21 protein-coding genes are annotated in these 13,074 nt (G+C 52.1%); 19 read left to right on the top strand and 2 right to left on the bottom strand.

What is annotated here, in order from left to right; translation table 11 throughout:
* The first annotated feature begins 70 nt into the window (after positions 1-70).
* The 9 genes from CGLAMM_RS02690 to CGLAMM_RS02730 all read left to right on the top strand — a co-directional run bounded on the left by CGLAMM_RS02690 (position 71) and on the right by CGLAMM_RS02730 (position 6,105).
* Entirely contained in the window at positions 71-424 is a 354-nt protein-coding gene (locus CGLAMM_RS02690) for a hypothetical protein (protein ID WP_394819431.1), read from the top strand.
* Positions 411-1,643: a baseplate J/gp47 family protein gene (locus tag CGLAMM_RS02695; protein ID WP_394819430.1), complete on the top strand. Its 1,233-nt coding sequence runs from the start codon at positions 411-413 to the stop codon at positions 1,641-1,643. Before CGLAMM_RS02690 ends, CGLAMM_RS02695 begins: the two co-directional genes overlap by 14 nt.
* Positions 1,644-1,646: 3 nt before the next feature.
* Positions 1,647-2,240: a baseplate wedge 1 family protein gene (locus CGLAMM_RS02700; protein ID WP_394819429.1), complete on the top strand. Its 594-nt coding sequence runs from the start codon at positions 1,647-1,649 to the stop codon at positions 2,238-2,240.
* On the top strand, positions 2,237-2,425 hold the full coding sequence (locus tag CGLAMM_RS02705) for a hypothetical protein (RefSeq protein ID WP_418115309.1): 189 nt from the start codon (positions 2,237-2,239) through the stop codon (positions 2,423-2,425). Before CGLAMM_RS02700 ends, CGLAMM_RS02705 begins: the two co-directional genes overlap by 4 nt.
* On the top strand, positions 2,422-3,399 hold the full coding sequence (locus CGLAMM_RS02710; protein WP_418115310.1) for a hypothetical protein: 978 nt from the start codon (positions 2,422-2,424) through the stop codon (positions 3,397-3,399). The genes CGLAMM_RS02705 and CGLAMM_RS02710 overlap by 4 nt, the downstream gene beginning before the upstream one ends.
* Positions 3,400-3,410: 11 nt before the next feature.
* Positions 3,411-3,743 (top strand): hypothetical protein, encoded by a 333-nt coding sequence (locus CGLAMM_RS02715; RefSeq protein ID WP_394819427.1) that lies wholly within the window; start codon positions 3,411-3,413, stop codon positions 3,741-3,743.
* Positions 3,744-3,900: 157 nt separating this feature from the next.
* Positions 3,901-4,389: a hypothetical protein gene (locus tag CGLAMM_RS02720; RefSeq protein ID WP_394819426.1), complete on the top strand. Its 489-nt coding sequence runs from the start codon at positions 3,901-3,903 to the stop codon at positions 4,387-4,389.
* Positions 4,390-4,454: 65 nt separating this feature from the next.
* Entirely contained in the window at positions 4,455-4,808 is a 354-nt protein-coding gene (locus tag CGLAMM_RS02725; RefSeq protein WP_394819425.1) for a hypothetical protein, read from the top strand.
* Between the two features lie 121 nt (positions 4,809-4,929).
* A complete protein-coding gene (locus CGLAMM_RS02730) occupies positions 4,930-6,105 on the top strand; it encodes a hypothetical protein (RefSeq protein ID WP_418115311.1) in 1,176 nt (391 codons plus the stop codon).
* 65 nt (positions 6,106-6,170) lie between these two features.
* Here the strand turns inward: CGLAMM_RS02730 and CGLAMM_RS02735 are convergent, their stop codons facing one another.
* Positions 6,171-7,142: a hypothetical protein gene (locus CGLAMM_RS02735; protein WP_394819423.1), complete on the bottom strand. Its 972-nt coding sequence runs from the start codon at positions 7,140-7,142 to the stop codon at positions 6,171-6,173.
* Between the two features lie 43 nt (positions 7,143-7,185).
* The gene (locus CGLAMM_RS02740; RefSeq protein ID WP_394819422.1) at positions 7,186-7,344 is read right to left on the bottom strand and encodes a hypothetical protein; all 159 of its coding nucleotides are present in this window, start codon (positions 7,342-7,344) and stop codon (positions 7,186-7,188) included.
* Positions 7,345-7,476: 132 nt separating this feature from the next.
* Here CGLAMM_RS02740 and CGLAMM_RS02745 point away from each other — a divergent pair, with 132 nt between their 5' ends.
* From CGLAMM_RS02745 to CGLAMM_RS02790, 10 genes are all read left to right on the top strand, one after another.
* Positions 7,477-7,776, top strand: a complete 300-nt coding sequence (locus tag CGLAMM_RS02745) for a hypothetical protein (protein ID WP_394819421.1) — start codon at positions 7,477-7,479, stop codon at positions 7,774-7,776.
* 186 nt (positions 7,777-7,962) lie between these two features.
* A complete protein-coding gene (locus tag CGLAMM_RS02750) occupies positions 7,963-8,811 on the top strand; it encodes an ORF6N domain-containing protein (RefSeq protein ID WP_418115312.1) in 849 nt (282 codons plus the stop codon).
* On the top strand, positions 8,798-9,040 hold the full coding sequence (locus CGLAMM_RS02755; RefSeq protein ID WP_394819419.1) for a hypothetical protein: 243 nt from the start codon (positions 8,798-8,800) through the stop codon (positions 9,038-9,040). Before CGLAMM_RS02750 ends, CGLAMM_RS02755 begins: the two co-directional genes overlap by 14 nt.
* Before the next feature lie 403 nt (positions 9,041-9,443).
* Positions 9,444-9,932: a hypothetical protein gene (locus CGLAMM_RS02760; RefSeq protein WP_418115313.1), complete on the top strand. Its 489-nt coding sequence runs from the start codon at positions 9,444-9,446 to the stop codon at positions 9,930-9,932.
* A gap of 69 nt (positions 9,933-10,001) precedes the next feature.
* Entirely contained in the window at positions 10,002-10,562 is a 561-nt protein-coding gene (locus CGLAMM_RS02765) for a phage fiber-tail adaptor protein (protein WP_394819417.1), read from the top strand.
* 58 nt (positions 10,563-10,620) lie between these two features.
* A complete protein-coding gene (locus CGLAMM_RS02770; RefSeq protein ID WP_394819416.1) occupies positions 10,621-11,601 on the top strand; it encodes a hypothetical protein in 981 nt (326 codons plus the stop codon).
* 50 nt (positions 11,602-11,651) lie between these two features.
* The gene (locus CGLAMM_RS02775; protein ID WP_394819415.1) at positions 11,652-12,104 is read left to right on the top strand and encodes a lysozyme; all 453 of its coding nucleotides are present in this window, start codon (positions 11,652-11,654) and stop codon (positions 12,102-12,104) included.
* 58 nt (positions 12,105-12,162) lie between these two features.
* On the top strand, positions 12,163-12,477 hold the full coding sequence (locus tag CGLAMM_RS02780; protein ID WP_394819414.1) for a hypothetical protein: 315 nt from the start codon (positions 12,163-12,165) through the stop codon (positions 12,475-12,477).
* A 69-nt stretch (positions 12,478-12,546) separates the two neighbouring features.
* On the top strand, positions 12,547-12,837 hold the full coding sequence (locus CGLAMM_RS02785) for a hypothetical protein (RefSeq protein ID WP_394819413.1): 291 nt from the start codon (positions 12,547-12,549) through the stop codon (positions 12,835-12,837).
* Positions 12,834-13,067, top strand: a complete 234-nt coding sequence (locus tag CGLAMM_RS02790; RefSeq protein ID WP_394819412.1) for a hypothetical protein — start codon at positions 12,834-12,836, stop codon at positions 13,065-13,067. Before CGLAMM_RS02785 ends, CGLAMM_RS02790 begins: the two co-directional genes overlap by 4 nt.
* The last annotated feature ends 7 nt before the right edge of the window (positions 13,068-13,074 follow it).

Raw genomic sequence — 13,074 nt, forward strand, 5'->3', positions numbered from 1 at the left:
GATCAAGCAATTACCTTAAAAACAGGCGGGGCTACGTGCTCCGCCTTTTTTATTTCAGGGGCGAAAAACCGTGCAATCTCTCCTTCTCGACAATGGCACCTGGGATCTGGTGGTTGACGCCAATCGCAATCTCGCCGTGTGCACCGCGCCCTATGCCGTGTTGCAGGATGTCGCGACTGCCGTGCGGATTTGGCTCGGCGAAGTGCTTTACGATGTCAGACTTGGCATCGGCTACGACACGGACATTTTTACAAACGCCAGCAACGCTGTCGTGCTCGCCCGCGAGGTTGAGCGGATTGCCAGTGAGGTGGCAGGCGTCACGGCCGCGCAATGCACCTTGACCCGACCTGGCCAGAAACGTCGCCTCACAGGGGTCATCCGTATCCAACTCAATGATGGAACGACGTCTGATGTCCAGTTCTAATTACGACTCCTCGATCCCGCGCCCGGAGCTGACGGAGGCGGGTTTCGTCGCGCCGTCGGAGCAAGATATTCTTTCCGGAGCCCTTGCCGACATGAATGCGGCTCTAGGTGGTCAAGCAAATCTCGCGCTCAACACGCCGCAGGGGCAGCTCGCCGTCAGTTTGACAGCCATTCTCGGCGATGTGTATGCTTCGATACTCGGTGTGTTTAACGGGATGGACCCTGCGGCAAATTCAGGACGGATGCAGGAGGCGATTGGGCGCATTTATTTCCTGACGCGCCGCCCCGCGACCGCGACAATCGTGGACGCGCAACTCACGACGACAGGCGGCGGCCAGACCATCGCGGCAGGGACGTCGGTAGCCATTGACCGCAATGGGAATATCTACGCACCATCTTCAGACATCGTGCTTCCCAGCGCGCCGGGTCAGGTCAACATCTCGCTCACCTGTCAGACCTTGGGCGCGATAATCTGTCCGGTCGGCGCCCTGACGCTGTATCAGGCAGGGTTGGGTATCACCAGCCTCACGAATAACGAAGTCGGGCTGACGGGTCTCGAAGCTGAAAGCCGCGCTGAGTTCGAAACGCGCCGGGAGCAAAGCGTCTCGGCAAATTCAATTGGCCAGAACGCCGCCATCCTTGGCGCGATCCTGTCACAGAGCGACGTGGATGATGCTTTCGTCGTGGATAATCCGGCGGGGCATGAAAGCGAAGTCAAGGGCGTGACGCTTGCGCCTTATAGTCTCTACGTCGTCGTTCAAGGCGGAGTCGACGCGAATATCGCGCGGGCCATCATTGCGCATAAGTCGCCAGGATGTGCCATGCAGGGCGGCATTTCCGTGCAGGTCAAGGATGAGAACACCGCCTATCATGGCAATAATCCGGTCTACACTGTGAATTTTGACCGTGTTCAAGCTGTTCCGCTTTACATCTCGGTCAAGCTCGCACGCCCCTCAATACTCGTGCCGCAGGACGCCCCCGAGCGTGCGATTAAAGCGCTGATGAACCATCTCACGAACTCTGAAACCCGGCCACGCATCGGCGCCACAATTTACGCCTCGCGCCTGGCAACCGTCGTCAATGCACTCGGGGATTGGGCGGAAGTGCTGGATCTTAGTCTTGGGACCGATGCCGATGTCGGCAAATCCAGTCTCACCCTGCCGATCAATCAGGTTCTCGCGCCTGACGCCTCAAAAATCACCGTCACGATTGAGGGCTGAACCGTGCTGAACGTTTCTGAGACCATTTACGCGCAATTTGCCAACAGCCCGCGCATCCGCACAATCATCAGCAGCATGGATCAGTCACTTGATCCGCGTAGCCTCATCGAGACATTTTTCTTCAATGTCCTTGACCTTGAGACGGCGACTGGATGGGGGCTCGATGTCTGGGGCCGGATCGTCGGTGTTTCAAGAGTCATTGAAGTCGCATCCGGGCGCTGGTTCGGCTTCAACGGGGCCTCGGACGCGACCAACACAATCACGCCTTTTGACGAAGCACCTTTCTTTAATGTCTCCTCAAGCGACGGCCTCACGAGCAATTACGTCCTGTCCGACGATGCTTTCCGTAAACTTATCCTGGCGAAGGCCGCCGCCAATATCACGAACGGTTCCATAACCGCACTCAATTCCATCCTCATGACACTGTTCGGCTCTGACACGCAGCACATCTGGGTTGAGGAAGACACATCAACCCGAACGCTAACCATAATCTTTGACTTCGACATTTCCCTCGTTGACGCGACCATTCTTGAAACATCCGGCGTGCTGCCGCGCCCGACGGGGGTATCCATTCGATATCGACGGAAAACTTCATGAAATCCAATGATCTCAGCCCACTTTTCCCGACGCCCTTCGCCGATACGCCCGACGCCGGGACGCTCACTTACCCCATCCCGAGCACTGTCAGTGACGATGGGCGCGCAAGCCTGAGTAAGGGCTTCTCGAAAACCAACATGACCCCCTGGCAGCGGGTGGGAAACCCCCGGACGGCACGGACATGAACGGCATTCTCAAGATGCTCTCCGTCTCCTGTCAGCGTAGTGAGGCGGGTTATGTCACGCCGTGGACGCTGGATTTTGCAAACGCGATCGGCGGATACCCGAAAGGCGCCGTCGTGAGTTATGGCGGTCCGGACAGGCTTTGGGTCTCAATGGCCGATGACAACACCTCGACGCCCGGAGCCAACGCCACCCAATGGCAGTCCGTCCTGGCCGACGTCATAAAAACGTACGCCAAACTGACGTCGGATCATAAAATCGTCACCATGAACGTCAATGCAGGCGGCGATACGACAGGCGCCTACGTGCAGGTCAACGACGCGGATGGCACAGGCTATAAAGTGCCGACAGACGCGTGGATACAGGCTTATCTGCTCAAAAACTACCTGCCGTTGACAGGCGGCACGATGACCGGGCCAGTCATCATCAGCGGGCAAAACGATACGAGTAATGTGACTTTTTTCTCAAATTATAAGCCAAAACAAGGCGAGAATCGTTTCCGGTGGGGCATGCGCTATCTGCCGTTCTACGGAACCCCCACCGACGTCAAAGGGAATGTTTTTATCGGGTATTTCGACCATTACGGCTTCGGCCAGAACGCCTACAGAATTCAGGTCAATGATTTCAGTGACCCGCCAATCACCAGGGAATGGGATTTCCGCAGCACGGGGGTCGTAAAAACGCCGCGTGGCAATGACCTTTTCGAGATTGATGGGCACAATCCGAATGGAAGGAAGGTTCAGGCGTTTAACGGAAATTTCTCAGACGAACAATACGTCAGTTTTGGAAATCCGTTTAAAGGCAGCACTATAGTATTAAATTTGACAGTGCAGGACGGCGGATCATTTCACACAGTCGGCTTCCGTGACTTAACTTCATCAGGGTTTAGACTGTCTCTACATCGGTGGAATGGTACAGTTCTTGAACCAGAGACAGTAGGCACAACAATTTGCGTGCAGGCCATCGGACCTGCTTAAGGAGAAAATCAATGTCATCATGGCCAAAATCATCAGAGGGCACCTACGCCTCAATTGAGGAAGCAGGCCCCTCCCCAATACCGAGACCTGAATATCCTAAACGATATTACGCATGGCTTTTCGCGCCCGGCGATCCTGGTTGGGAAGGCATAAAAGGTCAGGTGAGAGGATGGGTGGACGCATGGAGAATCTCATCAGTGGAAAACATCCCGCCAGCAGATAAGATGATTCCTATGACGATTGAGCAGTGGGATTATCATTATATGCAAGATGATCACGGGATTATGCTTCATCTGAGCGCTAAGTATGTTGATGGAGAATTTTACGAATCGCATCCGGCTTAAGCCCGCGGACAATGCTCAGGAAAGGCGTTTCGATAAAGCGAAATGTCAGGACGGATGCCCTATTCCGAACCGCGGGTCAACGGATTTGCGTGGCTCTATCAGTCACGATAGACTCTCGTCGCGCTCCGGCAAGAGAGTGAGATAAAAAGGTGAAGTCATGTCAGCAGCAAATGACAGTTTCGAGATTGCTAAAGCCGATGAAATGCTACGCCAGTCAGAGATGATGGCTGCCGAACGGCGAGAAGCCCTTGCAAAAACCAAAGAGCGGGGATCAGCAATTTTCGGGTGGATGCTCGCGATCGAGATGGCAGCGGCTGGTTTTGGGGCGACTCACCCCGAGAATATTCCTTTGATACTCTCAATCGTCTCCTGGTGTTTCGTTATTTCATTCCTTGCGATTTTGGTCCTGAGACCCGTGGGTATGAAGCCATATTGGTTCTCCTCCACTGATATTGAAGATATAGTGTATAAGTACGGCGTTTCCTCAAAGGCACATCTCAAAACATGTTTGTCCTACGAGATCGAAAATACAGTAGCCGAGAATCTCAAATCACATCGCCGATTGCAGATTGCTTTACGCCTGGCATGGTTGGCGATCATGCTCTTCCCAGTTGTTCTCTTTGCCGCGATCTCATTTGCGCGGTGATTTTTGAAGACCTCGCCTGTCGCTGTCCATCGCGAATTGGGTCAAACTTTGAAGGAATAGGCCGTGTGGAACTTTTGGATCAAAATGCCGCCCAAACCTGTAATGAGCCCGACCACCATTGCGATTTTGAAAAAAAACCCAATCGACTTAAAACGCTTATGACTGCGTTCTCCCTCAGGACAGGACAATCGACAATGAATTATTACGAGAAAATTAATCGACCAAATTTCTTCCAGAGCCTTTCCCAAGGATTGGGACGCATCTTTGGAATTCTTCCACCTCCGGATTACTCAACTGTAACACTGACGCCTCCTAGCGATCCAAAGACTGGACGCATAGATCCCAAATATCTCGGGTCAGATGCAGGTCGAGCCTACATAAGGGCAATGCTCAATCGTTTCGATTATTTGAAGCTCTAAGCCCGGCTTTTAAGAACTAAATTTCGCATAAGGGAAAGAATTCAAAATGCTACTTGATATCCCTTCCCTGCAGATGTCTTCTGATGACCGTTGCCACCTTGAGTCGGAGCGGTCTTTTGCCATGGCTGACTATACCAAATGCGAATTCAGTTCAGAGGAAATAAACGGTGCAGGAGATGTTCTTGCAAGTCGGCCGAGCTGGACTGAAGATAATGACGCGTTGATACGGTCAGCATTCAACGTCGCCTATTCATGGCGCGACGCTCATATCTTTCCCATGAGGTCCGTTCACGGTTCTGTATCCTCAGTCTGTTCAAAGCTGGGTGTAAAAGCCGTCAGCGGCGCACGCGTCAAACGTATGCCGACGATTTATGAGAAGCTCCCGCGTGTTGGCATTTCTCTCTACGACCTTCAGGACCTCGTGGGCTGTCGGTTCATCTTTGAGCATTCTGACGATCTCGACCGTGTGAGAGCGCACCTTAAAAACGAGTATTCTTGTCTCATTGATCGCGAAAATGATTATATTAAAAGGCCGAAGAAGGCGACCGGCTATCGGTCGCACCACATGATCTTCAGGTTCGCCAGAGATGATCAGCCCCAGTATAATGACTACCGGGTCGAAGTTCAGCTGAGGACACGTATCCAGCACGCATGGTCCACCGCTGTTGAGGCCATTGGGCTTTATCGTTCAGAGAGCCTCAAATCAAGTCAAGGTGATGGTGAGTGGCTGGAATTTCTCCGCCTCATCTCAAGTGAAATGGCTCTCATGGAGGGGAAACCTCCCGTGAAGGACGGATTTGAACGCGCTAACCGGATTGAACGCATCAGACAGCTTTATAGAGAATTGAACGCTGGAGTGACGCTTAACGGTATTAAGAGGATGGCGGACGGCATAACGGTCCCGCCAGAGCAGAAGCGCGATGTTGAAGCCTACCTGCTTATTTTCGACATCGGCAGAAAGGAGTTTGATCTGAGACCTTTCCGGGGTTTCCTGCCCGCCTCCACGCAATATCGAGAGCTGGAGATGGATTTACTCAAAAACAAGCTCAGCCAGCAGAACGTTGTGCTCATCGAAGCCAAGAAACTCGACAACATCAAGCGCGCATTCCCGAATTATTTCAGCGATATCGCAATGTTTGACAAGTTGTTGGACGGCATCATCGACGGAAGATCAGAAGAGACTTACAAGCGCGTCATCTCTCAAGCTCCCGTCAACGTTTACAGGCAGACACCTATTGATCCAGGCTGGATGCGCAAGGCTCACGTTCCAAGGCCGGTGAGCAGGTCAGATAAATAGAAAAGCACGGGGCGACCGATAGGCCGATCCCCGCGAACTGCATTTTTATACGTGACCTGCAAGAATTAACGGCGGTTAAATTCCTCAATAGGTAAAGGTAAATAACCAAGCACGCGATAGGTCGTTGGATTGACGACGGCACCTAAAGCTGACTCATAGGTCTCTGGTTCTTCACCATAGACAGTGGCTTCAACGCCAACGCGAATTGGCTCAGATCCCTTGAAGAGAATAGGCTGTTGATACCCCAATCCAGGTGGAAGCGGTTGAATAACAAGAAGTTTCTCTCGACTTAGCCACTGCACGCCATTCATAAAATATCTGATGGTCGTCAAATAACACTTTCCAACTGGTGCGTAAGGATTCAAATAATATCCGAATTCAGGCCATCGCTTGGTATCAATGCCACCGCAAAGAGAGACACCCTCTGATCCGATCGCGTTTTTAATTCTATTTTGGAATGTCCGTTGAGCATCTTCCTGAGCTTTACGCTGTTTAGCTTCGTTGCGCTTGAAAGCACTGACAGCCTCTTCAAATATTTGATCGATCGAGGCGCCGTTATGGAGTTTGCTCACATCAGATAACAGTCTATCAGATTCTTTTGGATCAAAGTAATCGATCAAAAATTCTCTTTCTTTTTTATTCTCTCTATATTGATCTAAATAGTATATAAAAGTTCTAAGGTCATCTTCACTAAATAATTGATTGTCAATCCCATTAGATATATCAATAACTTCTTTCGGACAATACGCAACGATACCATCATACCGAAATATAGTTTTCAAAATCTCCAAAATTTCTGGTCTCTTTATTCCGATCTGTTTACATTCTTTATAACCTTCAACGGCAAATCCAGACCGACTCCATTTAGCAGCAACAGTCGTATTGACACCTGAACTCCACCATTCATCGGACCTTCCAACGCCGCCCTTACTGTTGAAAAGATTGGCGTAATCTACCCAAGCCAAGTCCATGAATGGATTTCCTTCGGCGCTGCATCCTGCCAGAACCAAAGCGGCAATAGGGAAAATCTTTTTCATTTTTCTGCCTTCTGTTCGATGCCCGTGATGAGCGCGGCTGTGATTACTCCTCCGACAAAGCTCTCAGACCGGCCTCAATCAGGCGACGGATGGCTTCGGCGCGACCGCGAACCCTGTTCTCAAATGACCAGTCATCAATCGCCTTCACTTCTGAGGGCGTCATCATGAGCTGAACACGCTCGGATTTCAATTCGTCACTCATAAAAGCAACATACTCAACGAGCTCACTTTTAGCAATGGCTTGACGTCGACTGAGCAATATGCTCATATTAAGCGAGTAGCTAAAGAGATGACGCTCCTTAGCTACTCTAACCACAACCAGAGGAGTTATCTCATGGCCACGGCTGAGATCGATACTATCACAGGTTTCATATCTCCCTCCATACATGACGGCGAGTTGCGAATTTTGGATACCGACCTCGCAGCGCGGCTGGGATTTGATCGACCGAGAGATATTCGCAAACTTATCAAGAGATATGTGGCTGATTTGAGGCAAATGGGGCGATGCGCCACCGTGGCGCGTCGCCCAGAAGCAGCCTATTTTTCGATGTCCAGCCCTTTCGACCGCGCGTACTCCAAAACGGAAATTTCCAGCACGGCAGTGACTGAGCGTCGCTCTAACTTCGCAATCTGATCTGCGATAGCCAAGACATCTTCATCTAATCGCGTTGTGAAACTTTTTTTTGCCATGCAATTGCATTGCCCTTGCAAAACGTGAGGTGCTATGCAAACGTAATGCATGTGCATGGAAAGTGCAAGCGACCGAATGGAAAGATTGAGGCTTCCCACTCGGTCTAACCTTACTCACGAGGAGTGCCTCATGACTAAAGTATCCCAAAAACATAGCACCAAAGTAACCGAGATTGGAGGAAAACCTGTCTCAATCCTAGAGCATCAAAGATTGCGGGTCGTTACATTCAATATGATCGATCAGCTTCACAATCGTTGTGATGGAACAGCCCGAAAACGCTTCAACGACCACAAAGCCCGTTTCATTTTGGGGGAGGATTTCTTCGTCCGAAATACGGACGAAGCTGCTGAGATGGGGTTTGTAGCCCCCAATGGTTTGGTACTCCTCACCGAAAGCGGTTACCTAATGCTTGTCAAATCCTTTAACGACGATCTTGCCTGGCAGGTCCAAAGACAACTCGTAAACTGCTACTTTCGTGCAAGCTCGCTGAAATCTTCCCGCCGCCCCTCTGTCCTGCATACCTTCAACACGGCGATGAAGATTGGCGAGCGCATCGGTCTCGAGAGCGGACAGTTGGCCTTCCACGCCGCGCAATATTGCAAAGCCAAATGCGGTGAGAACCCGCTTGAGCTGATGGGGGTCAAGTCTCTTGCCGCCCCTCGTGATGAACACACACTGACCCCAAGCCAGATCGGTCAGGAGCTTGGCGACATCTCCGCGCGGCGCGTCAATCAAGAGCTGCTGAAGCTCGGCTTTCAGTCGTTCACGATCGGCGGAAAGGGTCAGCGTGTCTATCACCTGACGGAGTTGGGCAAGCACTATGGCCGTCTCGAGGACACAGCTCGCGCCCATACTGACGGGGCCGTAACGGTCCTGCGCTGGTATCCCCAGATCATCGACATCCTCGGCTCTCAATTGCGTCCTGTCCCTCAGTTAGAGCGCGGAGCTCACCAGGAGGCAGCACATGCCACAGTGTGAGAAAACGGACAGCATCGGTGAGGTTCTGCACGATCTGACTTTTGTCAGCGAAATACTGAAACTCACGGTCCAGGCAGAGACCGGGGTGAGTCCGATCATCAATGACCGTCTCGCAGAAATCGTCGAGCAGCTATGCACCCGCCTTGATCACCTCGATTTCGAAAGCCGTTGCGACGATGCTGTGCGGCCGCGTCGAGAGAAGGCAGACACCGACATGGTCGATTTCTGAGGCCAGAAACCCGTAAAAGAGAAAAGCCGTCCTTCGGGGCGGTTTTTTTTGTGAAACGTAAAGAGAGAGACTTTTCACAAAACCATTTTTGTCTTCTCTTTGGCTTCGTAAATTACTAAGCTACGCACTCGGAGCAAGCTTCGGAAAACGTAGGGAGGGGCCAACTCTGTGCATATGAAGTTTATATGGATCGCCTCCATGTTTTTTGAGGGGGCTGCTTCGGTTTTCAACGACCACACTTGCAGCGCTATTGATCCGTTCGTGTCATCCGCCCATAGCGATATGACAACCGACCTCGAAGCCGTAAACAATGATCGTAAACGAGTCGAAGCTCTTTTCTCCCTTTCGCAGGTTGAGAAGCACCTGAATGGCGGATAGGGAAAAGAGGCGTGTTCGCGGTAACGTGGCGAGCACACCAGGAAAAACGGTTCTTCACACTCCAGATGCATCGACTTCTCTTTCGAGCAACCTTCGCTTGGGGATGATGTCTCAAGTTCAACAATCGACGTCACCCTATTCATCTCCGGAAATGCTCAAAGCCTATAGAGACGCAGGCTTTGAAGAAATTGTTGCAAAACTTATCGAGAGCGTTGATAGAGAACAACAACACCGTCATAAATTAGAGAACCGTGAGCACGACCGTCTCGACGCGACCGTGAGATACAATTTTAAAATTGTGCGATACGGACAGATTTTCCAAGTCACTCTTGGTATTTTTGGGACAGTTGGATCAGTTTATCTCGCCACGATACTAAAAAGTCCCGTCGTCCCAATAGTATTTTTCATTACCGCTATGGGGGGGAGTGTGGCTGCGCAAAAGATCATCGACTTTTTCACAGGCTACTTCAAACGTCAGAAAGAAGTTCCTGCCGGAAAACCCAAGGCGACTTAACCTTCACTTAATGTTTATACGCGTCTGACCAAGCCGTCCTTCGGGGCGGTTTTTTTGTGGAAAGAAAAAATGCAGGTATTCATCCCTAATCCCGGCCGCACGGTGAGCGTGCCCGTCTCATCTCCATGTGCAGCGACGCCACCCTCTCGCTACCCTCCCGGCGACGTTAATCCAAGCCCGCTTCCTTTATGCCTGCCAGCAAAGTCGAGTTCAGACATGCTGGATTACACGATCCGGGTAGGGGATTGGTTCGACGGCACGGGAGACGCCATCATTTCCTTCTCTGTCAAAGGCCTGGAGGGGCAGACCGGCGATACGCCTCTTACGTTGGCCGCCAGCTTTTCAGGTTCACAAGCCGTCACGCTGATTCTGACGAGTGGCGTGCCGAAGCAGCGCTACACTTTCACGGCGGAGATAACAACACGCATGGGCCTCGTTTACGCTGTACCACTGACGCTTCAGATTAACGACAATACCCCGGCGACGCCGCCACGAAGCTTTGAGGTTCCGTCTGTGCCGGTGGACGCAGACTCCTTTAAGGCACTCATCAAGACGCTCCCGACATCTCCACCTGCCGTAGGCGAGCTGTGGAACAATGCGGGCGGTATTTTCATCGTTGAGGCAGACTGAGTGGGGTAAAATGATGTTACGTTTCTATTTCTTATGCGCGGCATGGGCCGCTTTTTTTATGTCTGTGCCGGACGTCGAGGCACGTCCCTTTATCGCAAAATCCATCCAGACGGACGCGATCAAGACCGCGGACTCAGTGCTTCGGATCTCGGATTCATCGGGCGACATGATGACCCTGAGTAAGACGTCGACCGATATTCTGAGCGACGACTTAACTGTTAGCGGTGCGTCTCTTTTCAAAAGCACGGTTAGTTTTGACAAAATGCCTGCGTTCAGTGCGGGCATCACCATGTCCACGCTCATGACGGACACTGACACGACCGCGCCGATACATTTCGATCCGATGACGCTGCGCGAATTTTACGGACAGTTCAGAAGTTTTTACGGATTCACCAACACGCAAATTGACGATCTTTACGATTACGCGGAGACGGTCGAAAAAGAATCAAAAGAGCGGGATGCAAAGCTCCTCCCCCTGGCGGGCGGCACGGTCACGGGGTCGACGACATTTGAAAAGATGCTCGATCTCCCGGGTGGCATTCAATATGCGGTGCATTTATTCTCGGCAGATGGCAGTGATGAGGGTGCTCTCGGCGATCTCATAGATGGGCTCGGCACGTCACTCTCAAATGAAACGGATCGGGCGAAGACGGCTGAGGGGCTTCTCATGCCGAAATCTGGCGGTGAATTCGGGGGCAGCGTCACAGCAGCAAGCCTAACGTCGAGAAACGGGCTGGGGCTGGATAAAGGTGATGTGCGCATTGGCACGAGTGGAAATCTCATCCTGACAACGTCCGCGAACGCCGTGGCCGCTTATTTCTCCTCTGATGCGTCCGGTGACTTGCTCATCAACACAGGCATCGCCGGAGGCGGCGGCATACGGCCTGTTGCCTACACGTTCGATGCTTTGACGAAAAGTCCGACGACGGGGTCTATCCACATTTGCTCTGACTGCATGATCAACGGACACCGCTTCGTCGCTGTCATGTGGAATGGATCGGCATGGACGGGATTGAGCGGTGAAGAGGTCACGCACTGATGCCTCGGACGGTTCTCACGGTCTCATTTGCACATTTCAGAAAGAAAAACATGACCCAAGACACAAAAACGAGATCCTTTAAGCTCATCGCCGGGTTTGAAGGCCTCTCCCTCACGCCTTATCTCTGTGCGGCAGGGAAATGGACAATTGGCTGGGGCAATACGCGCCTACCGGATGGTTCTGCTGTCACAAGCGACACGCCGCCGATTACGCGGGAGAAGGCGGACATCATGCTGACACGAGAGATCATGAATGTTGAGGATACTCTATCACGCCTGGTAAAGGTGCCCCTCACCGAGGATCAAGCCGCCGCACTGACATCCTTTGTTTATAACATCGGCGCAACAGCCTTCGAGAATTCGACCCTCTTGAGGAAGCTGAATGCGGGCGATTACGGAGGCGCCGCAGATGAACTTCCTCGATGGGTCCATGCAGAGGGGAAAATTCTCGGCGGTTTGATCAAGCGACGAGAAAAAGAGCGCGCGCTATTTCTCAGCGCGTAAGGCAAACACCACCTTTTCAGGTGGTTTTTTTTGGAGTTTTTTCTTGGACAGCAGCATCATGGATCAACTCGCGCAGGCTCTCCCTGGCCGCTGGGGCGTTTACGCTCCCCTCGTTTTTCTAACGTTATCAGGGCTTTGCAATATTCTTGCGATCGGCCTCAAGCCCCCGACATGGGGTTCGAAAAATTATGCTCTTCGGAAAATCTATTATCTCGTCGTGACATGGGGTGCCCTTAATCTCGGCCACGCCGCTAATCGCCTTCAATGTGAGCGCACGGGCCTCATGGTCAAGAGAGAAGATGTTGATCGGGCCGTTCAGGTTTTAAGCCAGAACGGCATATCGGTCCTGAACAAGGCCAAGCCCCCAACGTGACTGAACATCCTCGCCAGCATTGCCTGGCGTTTCTTCAGCACTGAATTTTTAACAGGAAAGAAACTGAAAATGACGAACGAACTCGTAACCTCGCAGGCGGCAGCCACCGATCTCGTTGCTGCTGGAGAAGCCCTTTATAAGTCCATCACCGGCGCGGAAATGTCTGCAAATCAACAGAAAATCGCTGACGGCATCACGCACATTGTTGACGGGCTGGTTCCCAGCCTTGAGACACGGGTCTCATTTGATCTTAAAAACGTTTTGGCCGGGGCAACGGCCACGCTTAACGGCGTTGCGCACGTCGTAACCGCGGCAAAGACCCATCCGTCTCACGATAACCCCGACCAGGCAGCCGCATGAACAGCGGCATCACCGCCATGGGCACGCTCGCGATCATCGCGGGCGGCTTGGGGGCACTCGTCTGGTATGCGAACCGGGCGGGGCGGAACGCTGCGCAGGTCTCCTCAGCAAAAGCCAAAACGGATGCAGCCACTGACGGTGCGCGTGTGTTCAAGGCAATGGGAGAGGCGGCCAGCCGTTACATCTCTGACGATGATCTGATGAACGCTCTGAAGCGAGGTGAAGCATGAGGCGTCT

This window comes from Sorlinia euscelidii (assembly GCF_036452135.1).
GTDB lineage: Bacteria > Pseudomonadota > Alphaproteobacteria > Acetobacterales > Acetobacteraceae > Sorlinia > Sorlinia euscelidii.